Genomic DNA, 14,826 nt, shown 5'->3' with positions numbered 1-14,826 from the left:
AACTGCTGCGTTGGGATCACGGATTGATACTCATCTTTTTCCACCCGACGCGCTGGGGGCAGGGCGTCGGGTTTTTGAAAATTGTCGTCGTGCCGAACCGCAAAGCGGGATCAAATGATCCTGCAACCGGCGCGCTGCCTCGGGGCAGCAAGATCGAGCCGTCGGGTAATCCCGATCGCCTGCAAAAACGCCTCATCATGACTGACGACGAGCAGCGCGCCGTCATAGGCCCTCAAGCCCGCTTCGACGGCTTCGATGGATTCGATGTCCAGATGATTGGTCGGCTCGTCGAGGATCAGCAGCGACGGCGGCATCGCTCCGCCCAGCACGCAGGCAAGGCCTGCACGAAACATCTGCCCGCCGCTCAAATGTCCCACGATCTGCAGGGCGGCATCGGCTCGAAACATGAACCGGGCCAGCGCCGCATGGCATTCATTTGCACCCGCCTTCGGATGGAAGCGCCTGAAGTTATCCAGGATGGAGACCGCGGGATCGAGCAGGCTGGCCTTCTGATCGAACAGCGCAAGATCCGGCCTGACCCGCATGGTGCCGGAGAGCGGACGTAGTTCGCCGGCGACGAGTTTCAGCAGCGTCGTCTTGCCGGAACCGTTGGGTCCGACAATTGCCAGGCGCTCCGGACCAACGATCGCGAGCGATAGATCGCGCAAGACTTCCCGGTCCGGCCGATAGCCGGCGCTGACGCAATCGAGCCAAACCACCTCCCTGCCCGCTGGCAGCCGGGTCGAGGGCAGCTTCACCGACAGCGGCTGAAGAATCTCGATGCGCCGGCGCGCCGTATCAAGGGCCTCAAGCGCATCCGCACGCCGCCGCTCGGCGATCTGCGCGGTCTTGCCGCCGGTGTCTTCGCTACGGTCCTTGCGTGCGCCGGCCAGGATGCGCGGCATGTCGCCCTTGGCGCGCTTCTTCTTGCCCCCGCCGTCCTTGCGCGCTTTCCTCTCCGCGGCCTCCTGCGCTTTCCCGTCGATCTCGGACAGGCGCCTCTGGGCATGCGCGAGGTCGTGCCTGACAGCCGCGAGCGCAACGGCTTTCTGCTCGCAATAACTGCTCCAATTGCCGCCGTATCGCGTAGCTCCGAGCGACGTCAGCTCGACGATCGCATCCATGGTTTCGAGCAGGCTCCGATCGTGGCTGACGACGATCGCCCCACCGCGCCAAGACGCAAGGAAATCGATCACCGCCTTGCGCCCCTCCCGATCGAGATTGTTGGTGGGCTCGTCGAGCAGCAGGAAGTCTGGCTCCGCAAAGATCAGCGCGGCCAGACGAACCCGCGTGACCTGCCCGCCCGACAGGCGGTCGAGCTCGATCTCCGGAGCGACGTCGAACCCGACACGCGCAAGGGCGGACGTAAGCCGTGTTTCGAGGGTCCAATCGACCTCGGAAACCTCCTCGGCCAAGGCATCCCCGCGCTCGGCACGGCGAAGCAGATCGAGCGCGGCTCGCGCACCGAACAGGTCGATCACCTTCGCGCCCGCAAGGGGCTGGACGTCCTGGCGCAACAGACCAACGGTTCCGTTGATAGCAACGCGCCCCGATTGAGGAATGTGCTCTCGCGAAATCGACGCAAGCAGCGTCGTCTTCCCGACGCCGTTGCGGCCGACGAGGCCGGTCCGCTCGGCGCCGAACGTCAGATCGATATTGGAAAAAAGAGAGCGGCCGTCAGGCGAGGACAGCGACAGGTTGGACAGGATGATGGAAGCAGGCATGGAATTCCCCGTGAGCAAGGCAGGTCGGCTTTGCGGTCGGGGTCAAATCCATGGATCTCGAATATCCTGTTTGAGGGCTCTCTAACTAATCCCATCGAAGGGCGAGATCAAGGCGAGGCTCTGAGGAGCGACGGCGCGCGGAGCGCCGACGTCCGCCGCAGGCCCGCGCGATCAACCCTTGAGCGCGGTGACCACGACCTCGATCAGCGCGCTGCCGCCGAGATCGGCGACGCCGACGGTGGCGCGGGTCGGCAGATTGTCGCCGAAGAACTCGGTCCAGACCGCGTCCATCTCCTTCTTCTTGGAAAGGTCCGTGACGAAGATCGAGGTGCTCACGACGCGCGACTTGTCGGTGCCCGCTTCCTTCAGATAGCCGGCGATCTTGCCGAGGATGTTGCGGGTCTGCTCGCCCATCGACACAGAGGTGTCGTCGGCGATGGTGCCGCCAATGAAGACGAAGCCGTTGGCTTCGACGGCGCGGTGCATGATGGACGTGCGGATGCTGCGGGTAATGCTCATGATGTCCTCTTTTGCTAGAGCGTGGAGGGGTGGAAACGGTCGATGCCGAGATCGCCGATGCGGGTCTGGGTGCCGCCGTTGACGATCAGCTCCGCCATGACGGCGCCCGCGCCGGGGCCGAGCTGGAAACCGTGCAGCGAAAAACCGAATTGGTGATAGAGGCCCTTGTGCCGGCTGCTCGGTCCAAACACGGGCAGATCGTCCTTGGTCTTGGCCTCGATGCCGGCCCAGGCCCGCATGATCGTCGCGTCGCGCATGACCGGGAACAGCTCGAACACGGTGCGGGCGCTGGTCGCGAGGCTTTTCCAGTCCAACACCGTCTCGTTGCGATCCTGATGGGGCGTAGCCAAATGGCCGCCGCCGATCAGCACCGTGCCGTTCTTGAATTGCTTGAAGGACAGCTTGCGGCCGCGCAGGATCACGACCGGATCGATGAAATGCGGCACGCGCGAGGTGATCATCAACATCGGCGCCACCGTCTCGACCGGAACGGGCTCACCGAGCGCGGCTGCGATGGTCCCGGCCCAGGCGCCGGCGGCATTGACGAGCACCGGCGCGGCAAAGCTCTCGGCGCCGACATCGACATGCCAGAGACCATCGGTGTGCCGGATATTCGTGGCGGCAATGCCCTCGCGCACGGTCGCACCTAGTTGCTCCGCCTTGCGACGGAACGCCGTCGTCGCCTGCGCGGGATTGGCCGCACCGTCGCGGCGCGAGACCACGCCGCCGGGACAGGTCTCGGCCACCGCCGGCACGAGGCGCCGCAGCTCTGCGGCATCGATCAGCTCTTCGTGGGTGAAGCCGAGCGCGTTGAGCTCGGCCACACGTGCGCGGCAGACCGCGAGTTCCTCTTCGTTCTCGGCGACGAGGACCTGGCCATAGCTCTCAAAGCTGCAATCGTCGTCGAGGAGATCGGTGATCTTCTCCCAGATACCCATCGAGCGGATCGAAAGCGGGATTTCGGGGATGTGCCGCGCAAGCTGGCGCACGCCGCCGGCGTTGACACCGGAAGCGTGCCGGCCGGCATAGTCCTTCTCGATCAGCACCGGCTTGAGGCCGGCGAGACACAGATATAGCGCGGTCGAGCACCCGTGGATGCCGCCGCCGACGACGATCGCATCCACGTTTTTCGTCATCCGCGCACCACCGCCTTGATGTCGTCTGCGCTCTTCGGAACGGCGGCGAGCTCGGCGAGCGTGATCGGCTTGACCGGCGCGCGCAGCCGGTAATAGCCAATCTCCTGCGGGCTCTTGCCCCGCGCCTGCGCCATCAGCTCGGTGACGGTGAGGCCGCAGAGCCGGCCCTGGCACGGCCCCATGCCGGTGCGGCGGTAGGCCTTGAGCTGGTTCGGCCCGGTCGCGCCGATCGCGACGGCGTCGAGAATATCCTTTGCGGTGACCTCCTCACAGCGACAGACGATGGTGTCGCCTGCGGGAATGCGAAACTGCGGCGCCGGCCGGAACAGCGTGTCGAGAAAAACGCGACCACGTTCGGCCTTGGCGAGATCGGCGCGGAGGCTCGCCATCGGCGCAAATTTTTTTGCAGCCGCAGGCGCCAACGCCTCCACTGCCGCGCGTGCCGCGATGCGGCCGCGCACTACGGCTGCGTTCGCCCCGCCGATGCCGGCGCCGTCGCCAGCAATCGCAATGCCGGCGACCGACGAATTGCCGCTGGCATCCAGCACCGGAGACCAGCACAATTGCAAATCATCCCAGCGATGCTCGATTCCGGCCGCCATCGCCAGATTGACGTTGGGCACGACGCCCTGGTGCAGCAGCAAGAGATCCGCAAGGACGGTCTCGCGTTTGCCGCCGGCGACATAGCTGACGTTCGCGAGTTGGCCGTCACCAGAGGCAGCAAGCTCGCTGACACCTGAGACGACCTGCACCTTCGCCTTCACCTCGCGCATCATCGACAAGCCCTTGGCGAAATACGGCGAGGTCAGGAAAGCGAAAGCGTGGGGGAGTGCGGCGAAATAGTTTCCGCGCTCGGTGGTGTCGAGAATGCGATCGATGCGACCGCCGAGACGCAAGATCTGCGCGGCGAGCAGCCAGAGCAGCGGCCCCTGCCCCGCGATCACCGTGCGGCCATCCGGCACCAGGGCCGATGATTTCAACATGGTCTGCGCGGCGCCCGCGGTCATCACGCCCGGAAGCGTCCACCCGGGAATCGGAAACGGCCGCTCCAGCGCGCCGGTCGCGAGGATCACGCGCCTGGCCTTGACGAAGGCGGACGCGCCGCCGACCGAGACGGCGATATCGAGATTGCGATCGAGGCTCCAGACCGTCGCGCGCTGAATGACCTCCGCGTTGCCTGCGCGTAGCGCCTGCACGAGATCGGTACCGACCCAATAGTCCTCACCGAGCTGGCTGCGGTCGGTCACCGGCGTCGAGGCGATGGCACGAAACACCTGGCCTCCGGGGCCGATATTCTCGTCGAGCAGCAGCGTGGACAGGCCGGCTTCGGCGGCCGTCGCGGCGGCGGCAAGGCCGGCAGGCCCGGCCCCGATCACCACGACGTCATATTCTTCGCGCTTGGGAGCCACAGTCATTTCCCGATCTCCCGCTTGCCCTTCTGAATCTCGATCTGCATGCCGTCGGTGACCGGCACCAGGCAGCCCTGTCGGTTGCCGACGCCATCGATGGTGACGAGGCAATCGAAGCACACGCCCATCATGCAATAGGGCAAACGCAGCGCCCCGCTGACTGCGGTCGAACGGCGTGCATCGCAGCTCGAGGCCAGCAGCGCGGCGGAGACGGTGTCGCCCTGCCGCGCCGCGACGGCAACGCCATCGACGAAGATTTGCACCGCTGGCCGCTTGTCCTGCTCGGATCGTTTGAACATCCTGGCTCCTTCAATGTCCCTAGTAGCCGCTGTTGTTCGCGGCACCGGCGGCGCCAAAACGGCTGGCCGAGAACGCGCCGACCAGCTCGGGCTCGAGCGCGCCTTGCGCAACCATCCGCGCGATCTCGAAGGCGTGGTTGGAGGCGAGTGTCACCCCGGAGTGGCAGCAGGCGACGAAGGCACCGGGATGCGTCTCCGACTGGTCGTAGATCGGAAAGCCGTCCTGCGGCATGACGCGGATGCCGGCCCAGCTCCGGACCACGTTGAGCCGCGCGAGATGCGGAAACATGCGCTGGGCGCGATCCGTCATCACGGCGCTGATCGAGTGCTTCAGCGCGCGATCGTCGAGCTCGTCTTCCTTGCTGTCGCCGATCATCACCGTGCCCTCGTCGGTCTGGCGGATCGTGGTCAGCGGATGCGGCAGAAAGGGCATGGTGCGCTCGGTCACCACGATCTGGCCGCGGGTCGGGCCCATCGGGGCGTGGAGACCGACCATCGGCGCCAGGGTCTGGTTAGCATTGCCGGCGGCGAGCACGATCTTGGCGGCACGGAGCTCGCCCTGCGGCGTGGTCAGGCAGAATTCGCCGCTGCTCCTGCTGATCGCCGAGACCGGGCGCTCCGGAAGATAATCGATGCCGAATGCCTTGAAGCCGGTGTGGAACGCACGAAACGTGCGCAGCGAATTGACGTGACCGTCGAGTGGACAATAACTGCCGCCGGAGACCTCGGGCCCGATCAGCGGCAGCGCCTTCTTCACCTCGGATGCCGGCAGCATCTCCATCTTGTAATCGGCGGCACCCGTCTGGTTGTGCATGCGCTTGACCAGCTCGGCGCGCTGACCGAACTCGTCCTCGCCAAGCGTCAGATGAAAACCGCCGTTCTGCTGAAGCGAGACATCGAGGCCGGTCTGCTGCTTCAGCTCGGACGCGAGCCGGCTCCATGCCTGTGACGCTTGCACGGTCCACACCGTATAGGCCGGCATGCCGAGCCCCTTGCTCTGCACCCAGACCAGCGCAAAGTTGGCACGCGAGGCACGCTTGGTGTTGTCGCCTTCATCGAGCACGGCGACGCTCTTGCCGAGTCGGCCGAGGCCCCAGGCAATGGCGGAGCCGAGCAATCCGCCACCGACGACGGCGACGTCGTAATCTGTTCGCATGGACTCTCCTATCGCCCTGTATCGCCCTTGCCGGCGAGCACGCGGTCGAGCCCGTAGAAGCGGTCGAGCAGAATGAGGGCGGTCATGGTGATCGCGATCACGCAGGCCGAGACTGAAGTCACCAGCGGATCGATGTTGTCCTGGATGTACAGAAACATGCGCACCGGCAATGTTTCGGTGCCGGGTGCCGCGAGGAAGACGGTCATGGTGAGATCGTCGAAGGACTGGATGAAGGCGAGCGCCCAGCCGCTGATGACGCCGGGCAGGATCAACGGCAGCGTGACGCGGCGGAACAGCGTCCAGCCGCCGGCGCCGAGCGAGACCGCGGCCATCTCGACCGAGAGGTCCATGCCGGTCGCTGCCGCCAGCGTCAGCCGCAGTGCGAACGGAAACACGATGATGACATGCGCGATGATCAGCGCGGCGAAGCTGCCGCCGAGGCCAGCCGAAGTGAAGAAGCGCAGGAACGCGATGCCGAGCACGACATGCGGGATCATCAGCGGCGACAGAAACAGCGCCGCCAGTGCGTCTCGACCGCGGAACCGATAGCGCGCGATCGCCAGCGCCGCAGGCACCGCGAATAGCAGCGCCACGAGGGAGGACAGTGCGCCAAGGCCAAGACTGACCCAGAAAGCGTGGACGAATTCGGGATAGTTGGCGATCGCCCTGAACCAGCGCAGCGAAAAGCCGTTTGTCGGCAGCGACAAGAAGCCTTCAGGCGTGAACGCGACGAGGCAGACGACGAGGATCGGCGCCACCATGACGATGACGAAGATGGTGTGGAAGATCAACGCCAGCGGGCCATTCCGGCTCATCGGAACACCTCCGCGTAACGACGCTCGATCAGCGCGTTGCTGCCGACGACGATCAAGACCAGCGCGGCCAGCAGCAGCGTGGCGACCGCCGCACCCAGCGGCCAGTTCAGCGTGTTGAGGAACTCGTCATAGGCCAGCGTCGCCGCGACCTTGAGTCGGCGGCCGCCGATGATCGCGGGCGTCGCAAACGCACTGGCCGAGAGCGAGAACACGATGATCGCCCCCGACAGCACGCCCGGCATGATCTGCGGCATGATGATGCGGCGGATGATGGTCACAGGGCCGGCGCCGAGCGACATCGCGGCATTCTCGATCTGCGGATCGAGCCGCTGCAGCGCCGCCCACACCGACAGCACCATGAAGGGCATCATCACGTGCGCGAGCGCGATAACCATTCCGGTCTCGGTGAACATGAAGGGGATAGGCGCGCGGATCAACCCGACCGACATCAAGAGCTTGTTGACGAGGCCGTTATTGCCGCCGAACAGCAGCGCCCAGCCGAGCGTCCGCGCCACCACGGAAATCAACAGCGGCCCCAGGATGACCAGCAGGAAAACGCTCTTCCAGCGTCCGCCCATGCGGTTGAGGATGTAGGCTTCGGGCGCACCGAGCAGCGCGGTGAGCAGCGTGGTCAGGATTGCGATGCGAAACGTCCGCCCGAACATCTCGGCGTAATAGGGATCGGTGACGATCTCGTGCCAGTTCTTGAGGATGAAGACCGGCTCGATGCCCTTGTACTGGCCCCAATCGTGGAACGACAGCATCACGGTCATTGCCAGCGGAATCAGGAGCACGCCGACGAACAGCATCAAAGCGGGCGCGGTCAGCGCCCACGGCGTGCGTACGTTTCGTTCCTCGGCGGAAGCGCTCATGCGACGCCTCTCACGCCCATGTCTTCCGGTCGCCAGGTGAGGTGAACTGCCTCGCCTTCGACCGGTTGCGACCGGCCGTCATTCTGGCGGATCACGGTCGCCGGGCCACATTCGCTCTCGCACTGGAACAGCCAGTGATTGCCCTGGAAGATGCGGGTGACGATCTTTGCGCTGAGGCCTGCGTCGCCAAAGTCGATCCGCTCGGGGCGAATGCTGACGGTGACGGGACCGCTACGCCCGGCAGGCGCAGGCGCGCTCCACGAGCCGGCGATCAATCGCCCAGGCGCACTGGTCCGATCGATCGTCGCGGCAAAGTCGTTGGTCTTTCCCAAAAACTGCGAGACGAAGGCCGAGGCCGGCTTCTCATAAGCCTCTTGCGGCGTGCCGATCTGCTCGATCCGGCCCTGGCTCATCACCACGATGCGGTCGGACAACGACATCGCCTCGTTCTGGTCGTGGGTGACGAGGATCGTGGTGGTGCCGATGGTACGCTGGATCTGGCGCAGCTCGATCTGCATCTCCTCGCGCAGCTTGGCGTCGAGATTCGATAGCGGCTCGTCGAGCAACAGCACGCTCGGCTTGATCACCAGCGCGCGCGCCAGCGCCACGCGCTGCTGCTGGCCGCCGGACATGCGACGCGGATGGCGATCCTCGTAGCCGGCAAGCCCGACCATCGCGAGCGCTGCGCGAACGCGCTCGGTCCGTTCGCCGCGCGGCACATTGCGCATCTCGAGCCCGAAGGCGACATTCTCGGCCGCGGTCATGTGCGGAAACAGCGCGTAGCTCTGGAACACGATCCCGAGCCCGCGTTTGGCCGGATGGATCGCGGTCAGATCCTTGCCTTGCAGCCGGATCGCGCCGCGGGTGGGATCGAGGAAGCCCGCGATCATCTGCAGGGTCGTGGTCTTGCCGCAGCCGGAGGGGCCGAGAAAGGAGACGAACTCCCCCTTCCCGACCGCGAGACTGAAGTCGTCGACGACAGTCTGCGCTCCGAATTGCTTGGCGACCCCTTCGAGCTCGAGATAGGCCATCGCACTGTCTCCGGGATGACCGATCAGCGCTCGACCTCGCGATTCCAGCGCTTGGTCCATTCCTCGCGCTTCTCGTTGATGACGGTCCAGTCCGGATTATAGAGCTTTGCCGCGCGCTCGCCGATCGGCGCCATCTTGCCGAGCTCGGGCGGGATCACCAGCGATTTCAGCACCGGGCCGTAGCCGTAATCCTTCAGCATCACGAGCTGGATCTTGGGTTCGAGCAGCATCTTGACGAAGCTAGACGCAAGCGGCGAGGCGTTCGGCTTGGTGATCGGACAGGCGGTCGTCAGCAACGTCGCGGCGCCCTCCTTCGGATAGACGAAATCGACGGGGAAGCCGGTATTGGCAAAGCTCTGCACGCGGCCGGTGCCCCACACCGCGATCACAGCCTGCCCGGACTGGAACAGCTCGGTCATCTTGCCCGGCGACGGCTCATAGGCGAGCACGTTCGGATTGATCTGCTCCTTGAAGATCTTGAAGCCGGAATCGACATTGGACTCGCCGCCGCCATTCATCTTCGACAGCATCACCAGCGCTTCGAGGCCATAGGTGTTGTTGATCGGCGGGATCACGAGCTGCTTGGCGTATTTCGTGTCCTTGAGATCGTTCCAGGAGGTCGGCGGCGCCCAGCCCTTCTCCGCAAACACCTTGGTGTTGTACATCAGGCCGGTCGCGACGATGCCGATCGCGACCGCACGATCGTCCTTGAAGCGCGCGGTGTCGTAGAGATCGGTCGGCAGGCCATCGAGCTTGCCGCAGAAGCCGAGTTGGATCGCCTGGTACATCGGGCCGTCGTCCACGATGGCGACGTCGATCTGCTGGTTGCCCTTCTGCGCCTGCAGCTTGGCCAGCGTGTCGGTGGAGTTGCCGGCGACGTACTCGACCTTGACGCCGTTCTCCTTCTCGAAAGTCGGGATCACCTCGTCGCGGATGGTCTTCTCGAACGAGCCGCCATAGCCGGCGACATAGAGCGTCTTTTGCTGAGCCGTGGCAACCGACGGGGCGGCGATGAGGGCCGCGATGCTGACCGCTGTCAGAAGGCGAAAAGTCTTCATGTGGTCCGATCTCCATACCGGGATGAGGTGACGTGCCGACGAGTCTCGTTGGCTGGACCTTCCGCATTTCCTTCCGCGCAAAACCCCTCTCCGACCAGGGCTCCGGCCCCTGCTCGACAGGTTTGGCGCGATCCGGAGGTTCGAACCCCTCCAATCTGCCGAAAAAGCGGGCCGTCTCCAGCTCTGATGAAAAAGATCGCAAACTCCGGCTTCCGTCGTCCAATGAATAATGGCACCCTCTGTATGCCTAAATGTTATGAATGGAATTCAGGATGGCGCGCATCAATTCGCGGCAGGTGGAAGCCTTCCGGGCTACGATGCTGACCGGCAGCGTGACTGAGGCGGCGGCGCTGATGAAAGTGACGCAGCCGGCGGTCAGCCGCTTGCTGCGCGACCTCCAGGCGCTGCTGAAGATGGAGCTGTTCGAGCGGCGCGGCACCGGCCTCGTGCCGACCGCTGCGGCAATGGCGCTCTACACCGAAGTCGAGCGCTCCTTCGTCGGCCTTGAACGGATCACGGCGGCAGCCGAGGAAATCCGCGGCCGCCGCACCGGCTCACTGCGGATCGCGGCACTTCCAGCATTGTCCAATGGCTATTTGCCGCGGCTCACCGGGCACTTCCTGAAGGAGCGGCCGAACCTCAACCTCGCTTTCTTCGGCGTGATCTCGCCGATCGTGGTCGACTGGGTACTGAACAATCAGTGCGACGTCGGCTTTGCCGAGGTGCCCATCGCGCATTCGGGCTTGCCGAGCCAGAAGCTGCCGGCGCCCGCGCGTGTGGCTGTACTGCCCACCGGTCACCGCCTCGCGGAAAAGGAAGTGCTGGAGCCCCGCGACTTCGAGGGCGAGACTTTCATCTCGCTGTCGGCGGGCTCGTCGAGCCGCCACCTCGTCGACCAGGTCTTCCATCGCCACGATGTCCGCCGCGTGCTCAGGGTCGAGACCACGCTGTCGGAGATCATGTGCGGCATGGTGTCGTCAGGACTTGGCGTCGCCATCTGCGATCCCTTCACCGCCCAGGAATTTTCTACCCGCGGCGTCGTCGTGCGCCGCTTCCTGCCGCGCATCGACTTCGCATTCTCGGCGGTCTTTCCGGCACAGCGCAGCCCCTCGCCGGTAGCGCTCGATCTGGTCGAGACCATACGCAAGGCGCTCGCCGAATTCGACGAGCCACCCCTCAGCCGTTGAACGCCGCCTGTGCCTCCGGCAGGTCCCAGATCTTGCCAATCGCAGCGGTGCCGGCAGCCGTGATCGCGGCCTCGTCGGCGCCGAGATAGCGGCCGGCATCGACCAGCATGCGGCCGTCGACCATGACCTGATCGATATTGGCGCGATTGGCGAGCGCGATCAGCGCGCGGCGCGGGTCGAACAGCGGCTGAAGATGCGGATGGGTGAGATCGACGATCGTGAGGTCGGCGGTCGCGCCCGGCTCGATACGGCCGAGATCGGGCCGCTTGATGACATCGGCCGCGATTGCCGTGTTCGCCTCGATCAACTCGGGCGCGTTCGCGACATCGGCACGCGCCGAGGTGATCTTGGAGATCAGCGACGCCGCATTGAGCTCGCCGAGCAGGTCCATGTTGTAGCCGTCGGTGCCGACCACCGTGCGCACGCCGTGCTCCGCGAACTGGCTGAAGGCCGCGGTGACGCCGGCGCGCGCGAACACGCGCGGGCAGTTGAGAACCGTCATACCGCGCGCGGCCATCAGCTTGAGATCGTCATCGGTGCTGAACATGCAGTGCGCCGCCATCAGGTCGGGCGCCAGCAGGCCGAGCCAGTCGAGATATTGCGCCGGCGTGCGGCCGCCATAGCGCTTGCCGATGGTTTCGACCTCGGCGCGGCTCTGCGCCATATGCGTCGTGACGGGCACGCCGAGCTCGCGTGCCCGCGCGGCACAGGCCCTCAACAGATCAGGCCCGCAGGTGTCGGTGGCATGCGGACTCATCGCAAGGCCGATGCGGCCGTCGCCGCGATTATTCCAGCGCTGGTAGAGTGCATCCCAGGTCGCCATGTCGGCTGTGCCGTCATCGCCGGAATAGTGCACCACGCCGTCGGGGCCGGCCTTGGCGTCCGACGTCGAGAACAGATAGGGCGCGCCGTAGAAGCGGATGCCCATCTCCTCGGCGGCATCGAACATCTCCGGGATCGAGTTGCGGAACGGCTCCATCACCGTGGTGGCGCCGCCCTTCAGGAGTTGGAGGATGCCGAGCCGCGCGACCGCCATGCGCTCTTCCGCCGACAAGATATCTGCACCGCGCTTGGTCAGCGGCAAAAGCACCGTGTAAACGATGCTCTGGTTGTTGCGGCGGCCGTTGCCGTCCTCGGTGTGGCTGCGCGCCACCGCTTCGGAGAAGCAGTGATTGTGCAGGTTCAACAGGCCCGGCAGAACGAAGCGGCCGGGACGGTCATGCACCTCGTCCGCCCGCGGCTTGTCGCGCGTGACCGCGGCAATCTTCTTGCCTTCGACCAGAACCCAATGGTCGCGCAACACGTCCTGCGCGCCGTCCTTGCGTGACAGCACATAGCTGCCGAAGATTGCGATCGTGCTCATGCGGGGCGTACGTTCCAGAAAACGGCGGTGCCGTCGAGAATGCCGGTGATGGCTTTGCGATAGGCAGTCGGCTGCTTGTACAGGCCAATCGGAATATAGGGGATTTCCTGGAAAGCCACCGCCTGGATCTCACGGCAGATGCGCTGCTGCTCCGCGAGCTCGGAGGCCGCCAGCCACTGGCTGCGCAGGCCGGCCATCTTCTCGCTCGCATACCAGCCGGCGACCTTGCCCTCACCACGGATATTGGTGTTGCCGGCCGGATTGAGCCAGTCGATGCCCTGCCAGTTGCCGACCGCCGCGCTCCAGCCGCCCTGCCCGATCGGGTCCTTCTTGAGTTGGCGTTGCAGCACCACGGCGAAATCGAGCCCGGCATATTCGACGTTCATGCCGGCCTTGCGCAAGGAGTCGACGGCGATCTCGCCAAGCGGCTTCTGCGCCAGTGAGTTGGTGGGCACGAGCACCACGACCTTCTCGCCATTATACCCCGCGGCCTTGAGATCGGCCTTCACTTTGGCGTAGTCACGCGGGCCGCGGAAGACATCGAGGCCGACATCGCTGGCCATCGGCGTATTCGGCGCGAAATAGCCGATCGGTGAGACCTGGAAGTTCGGATCGGTACCGGCCACCGCGGTCATGAAGGCGGATTGATCGATGGCCCCCAGGAGCGCGCGGCGAACGGCAGGATTGTCGAACGGTGGCTGAAGATGATTGAGGCGCAGCATGCAGGCGTAACCGCGGGGATCGAGGATCCGCGTCTCGATGTCGCCGGCCGCCTTGATGATCGGCAGCAGGTCGTGTGGCGTGGTCTCTTGCCAGTCCTGCTCCCCGGTCTGCAGCGCGGCGACGCCGGTGCCGGCATCGGGCGTGGTGGTCCAGACCACCCGATCGTAGTGCACGATCTTCGGGCCCGCTGTCCAATCCGGCTTGCCGTCCGTGCGCGGCTGATAGCGCTCGAACCTGGCATACGCGTTGCGCGCACCCTGCACGCGCTCGTCGGCGAGATAGCGGAACGGGCCGCTGCCGATCACTTCGGTGAGCGGCTTGAACGGATCCTGGCCCGCCAGCCGCTCCGGCATCATGAAGCACGCGTTGATCGCGGCCTTGCCCAGCGCTTGCGGCAACAGCGGGAATGGACGTTTGAGGCGGAAGCGGATGGTGCGGTCGTCAGTGGCCGACAGCTTGTCAGTCGCCTCCATCAGCTCGCCGCCAAAGCCGTCGCGCGCGGCCCAGCGGCGGATGCTCGCGACGCAGTCGCGGGCGAGCACGCGCTCGCCATCGTGCCAGAACAGACCGTCACGCAAGCTGAGGTCCCATTGCAGCCGGTCGCCGGAGACGACATGGCCCGACAGCATCTGAGGCGAGACCTGGAGCGAAGAGCTCATGCCGTAGAGCGTGTCGTAGACCATGAAGCCGTGGTTTCGCGACACTTGTGCCGTCGAATAGATGGGATCGACGAAGGCGAGGTCGATCACCGGAATGAAGCGTAGCGTGGTCTGGGATTCGGCGCGCAGGATGCCCGGAAATGACAGCGCCGGCACCGCGGCTACGGCCTTGAGGAGCGAACGGCGGGAGACGGGCATTGCAAGAGGCTCCTGAAGGATCTTACGTGTTCAACAAGACCGCGCCGATCGCAGCGGCCACCGCCTGCTGCGCCGGCTCGACCACGGGCACACCGATGGCATCCGCAATCGCCGCGCGGTGCGAGGCCATGCCGGCGCAGCCCATCACCACGACATCGGCAAGGCATTGCGAGACCAGCGCGCGGCCGGCTTCAATCAACCGTCCCCGGATGTCCGCGCCTGCCGTCTCCGCCGCGCTCGCGCCGACCGACCAGCTTCCGGCATAGCGGCTGTCGATGCCCATCAGCCGCACCATCCGCTGCTGGCGGCGAATGCTCGACGGCGACAGCGCGATGACGCCAAATCGCTCGCCCAGCATCATTGCGCGAAAGATGCCGCACTCGGCGATGCCCATCACCGGGCGCCCGCCGGCCGCCTCGCGCACCGCATGCAGGCCGGGATCACTGAAGCAGGCGAGCACGAAGGCATCCGCATCGGCGCGCGACACACGGTTGACCAGCGGCATCACCATGCTGTCGGCGTCGCGTTGCGAGCTGATGCCCGGCGGCCCCCCGGCAAGGCCGACGACCTCGATTGCGGGTCCGCCGGCGATGCGTAGCGGCGCGACGGCGTCGTCGATCGCCGCCGTCACCGATGCGGAGGAGTTGGGGTTGATGACGAGGATACGGGTCATGGCG

Annotated in this window: 14 protein-coding genes; 1 reads left to right on the top strand and 13 read right to left on the bottom strand. The window is 65.4% G+C overall.

Annotation, left to right across the window (positions count from 1 at the left end):
• Positions 1-110 precede the first annotated feature (110 nt).
• The 10 genes from RX329_RS07625 to RX329_RS07580 all read right to left on the bottom strand — a co-directional run bounded on the left by RX329_RS07625 (position 111) and on the right by RX329_RS07580 (position 10,019).
• Positions 111-1,724: an ABC-F family ATP-binding cassette domain-containing protein gene (locus RX329_RS07625; RefSeq protein WP_085359488.1), complete on the bottom strand. Its 1,614-nt coding sequence runs from the start codon at positions 1,722-1,724 to the stop codon at positions 111-113.
• A 171-nt stretch (positions 1,725-1,895) separates the two neighbouring features.
• The gene (locus tag RX329_RS07620; protein WP_085359489.1) at positions 1,896-2,243 is read right to left on the bottom strand and encodes a RidA family protein; all 348 of its coding nucleotides are present in this window, start codon (positions 2,241-2,243) and stop codon (positions 1,896-1,898) included.
• 14 nt (positions 2,244-2,257) lie between these two features.
• Positions 2,258-3,379 (bottom strand): NAD(P)/FAD-dependent oxidoreductase, encoded by a 1,122-nt coding sequence (locus RX329_RS07615; protein ID WP_018453758.1) that lies wholly within the window; start codon positions 3,377-3,379, stop codon positions 2,258-2,260.
• Complete coding sequence (locus RX329_RS07610) at positions 3,376-4,794, bottom strand: NAD(P)/FAD-dependent oxidoreductase (protein WP_085359491.1); 1,419 nt, start codon at positions 4,792-4,794, stop codon at positions 3,376-3,378. Before RX329_RS07610 ends, RX329_RS07615 begins: the two co-directional genes overlap by 4 nt.
• Positions 4,791-5,087 (bottom strand): (2Fe-2S)-binding protein, encoded by a 297-nt coding sequence (locus RX329_RS07605; protein ID WP_018453756.1) that lies wholly within the window; start codon positions 5,085-5,087, stop codon positions 4,791-4,793. The genes RX329_RS07610 and RX329_RS07605 overlap by 4 nt, the downstream gene beginning before the upstream one ends.
• A gap of 19 nt (positions 5,088-5,106) precedes the next feature.
• Positions 5,107-6,243: an FAD-dependent oxidoreductase gene (locus RX329_RS07600; protein ID WP_317245598.1), complete on the bottom strand. Its 1,137-nt coding sequence runs from the start codon at positions 6,241-6,243 to the stop codon at positions 5,107-5,109.
• Positions 6,244-6,251: 8 nt separating this feature from the next.
• The gene (locus RX329_RS07595) at positions 6,252-7,058 is read right to left on the bottom strand and encodes an ABC transporter permease (protein WP_085348927.1); all 807 of its coding nucleotides are present in this window, start codon (positions 7,056-7,058) and stop codon (positions 6,252-6,254) included.
• Positions 7,055-7,930, bottom strand: a complete 876-nt coding sequence (locus tag RX329_RS07590) for an ABC transporter permease (protein ID WP_085348928.1) — start codon at positions 7,928-7,930, stop codon at positions 7,055-7,057. Before RX329_RS07590 ends, RX329_RS07595 begins: the two co-directional genes overlap by 4 nt.
• Entirely contained in the window at positions 7,927-8,961 is a 1,035-nt protein-coding gene (locus RX329_RS07585; RefSeq protein WP_085384902.1) for an ABC transporter ATP-binding protein, read from the bottom strand. Before RX329_RS07585 ends, RX329_RS07590 begins: the two co-directional genes overlap by 4 nt.
• 23 nt (positions 8,962-8,984) lie before the next feature.
• On the bottom strand, positions 8,985-10,019 hold the full coding sequence (locus RX329_RS07580; RefSeq protein ID WP_018453751.1) for an ABC transporter substrate-binding protein: 1,035 nt from the start codon (positions 10,017-10,019) through the stop codon (positions 8,985-8,987).
• Between the two features lie 272 nt (positions 10,020-10,291).
• On the opposite strand from RX329_RS07580, the gene RX329_RS07575 reads away from it, so the two are divergent.
• Positions 10,292-11,206 (top strand): LysR substrate-binding domain-containing protein, encoded by a 915-nt coding sequence (locus RX329_RS07575; RefSeq protein ID WP_317245597.1) that lies wholly within the window; start codon positions 10,292-10,294, stop codon positions 11,204-11,206.
• Here the strand turns inward: RX329_RS07575 and RX329_RS07570 are convergent.
• The 3 genes from RX329_RS07570 to RX329_RS07560 are packed head-to-tail and all read right to left on the bottom strand — an operon-like array spanning position 11,196 to position 14,822.
• Complete coding sequence (locus tag RX329_RS07570) at positions 11,196-12,569, bottom strand: amidohydrolase family protein (protein ID WP_085348932.1); 1,374 nt, start codon at positions 12,567-12,569, stop codon at positions 11,196-11,198. The genes RX329_RS07575 and RX329_RS07570 overlap by 11 nt on opposite strands.
• Positions 12,566-14,149 carry an ABC transporter substrate-binding protein gene (locus RX329_RS07565; protein WP_085348933.1) on the bottom strand — a complete coding sequence of 528 codons (1,584 nt, stop codon included), beginning with the start codon at positions 14,147-14,149 and terminating at the stop codon, positions 12,566-12,568. The genes RX329_RS07570 and RX329_RS07565 overlap by 4 nt, the downstream gene beginning before the upstream one ends.
• Before the next feature lie 22 nt (positions 14,150-14,171).
• Complete coding sequence (locus tag RX329_RS07560; RefSeq protein ID WP_085359497.1) at positions 14,172-14,822, bottom strand: aspartate/glutamate racemase family protein; 651 nt, start codon at positions 14,820-14,822, stop codon at positions 14,172-14,174.
• Between the last annotated feature and the right edge of the window lie 4 nt (positions 14,823-14,826).

The organism is Bradyrhizobium sp. BWC-3-1 (assembly GCF_032917965.1).
Taxonomy (GTDB): domain Bacteria; phylum Pseudomonadota; class Alphaproteobacteria; order Rhizobiales; family Xanthobacteraceae; genus Bradyrhizobium; species Bradyrhizobium canariense_D.
Note: the sequence above shows the minus strand (reverse complement) of the source record. Positions and strands in the feature narration are given on the sequence as shown.

Excerpts from the sequence above, each read along its gene's own strand:
- RX329_RS07625 (WP_085359488.1), bottom strand. The coding sequence starts at position 1,724 with ATGCCTGCTTCCATCATCCTGTCCAACCTGTCGCTGTCCTCGCCTGAC.
- RX329_RS07620 (WP_085359489.1), bottom strand. The coding sequence starts at position 2,243 with ATGAGCATTACCCGCAGCATCCGCACGTCCATCATGCACCGCGCCGTC.
- RX329_RS07615 (WP_018453758.1), bottom strand. The coding sequence starts at position 3,379 with ATGACGAAAAACGTGGATGCGATCGTCGTCGGCGGCGGCATCCACGGG.
- RX329_RS07610 (WP_085359491.1), bottom strand. The coding sequence starts at position 4,794 with ATGACTGTGGCTCCCAAGCGCGAAGAATATGACGTCGTGGTGATCGGG.
- RX329_RS07605 (WP_018453756.1), bottom strand. The coding sequence starts at position 5,087 with ATGTTCAAACGATCCGAGCAGGACAAGCGGCCAGCGGTGCAAATCTTC.
- RX329_RS07600 (WP_317245598.1), bottom strand. The coding sequence starts at position 6,243 with ATGCGAACAGATTACGACGTCGCCGTCGTCGGTGGCGGATTGCTCGGC.
- RX329_RS07595 (WP_085348927.1), bottom strand. The coding sequence starts at position 7,058 with ATGAGCCGGAATGGCCCGCTGGCGTTGATCTTCCACACCATCTTCGTC.
- RX329_RS07590 (WP_085348928.1), bottom strand. The coding sequence starts at position 7,930 with ATGAGCGCTTCCGCCGAGGAACGAAACGTACGCACGCCGTGGGCGCTG.
- RX329_RS07585 (WP_085384902.1), bottom strand. The coding sequence starts at position 8,961 with ATGGCCTATCTCGAGCTCGAAGGGGTCGCCAAGCAATTCGGAGCGCAG.
- RX329_RS07580 (WP_018453751.1), bottom strand. The coding sequence starts at position 10,019 with ATGAAGACTTTTCGCCTTCTGACAGCGGTCAGCATCGCGGCCCTCATC.
- RX329_RS07575 (WP_317245597.1), top strand. The coding sequence starts at position 10,292 with ATGGCGCGCATCAATTCGCGGCAGGTGGAAGCCTTCCGGGCTACGATG.
- RX329_RS07570 (WP_085348932.1), bottom strand. The coding sequence starts at position 12,569 with ATGAGCACGATCGCAATCTTCGGCAGCTATGTGCTGTCACGCAAGGAC.
- RX329_RS07565 (WP_085348933.1), bottom strand. The coding sequence starts at position 14,149 with ATGCCCGTCTCCCGCCGTTCGCTCCTCAAGGCCGTAGCCGCGGTGCCG.
- RX329_RS07560 (WP_085359497.1), bottom strand. The coding sequence starts at position 14,822 with ATGACCCGTATCCTCGTCATCAACCCCAACTCCTCCGCATCGGTGACG.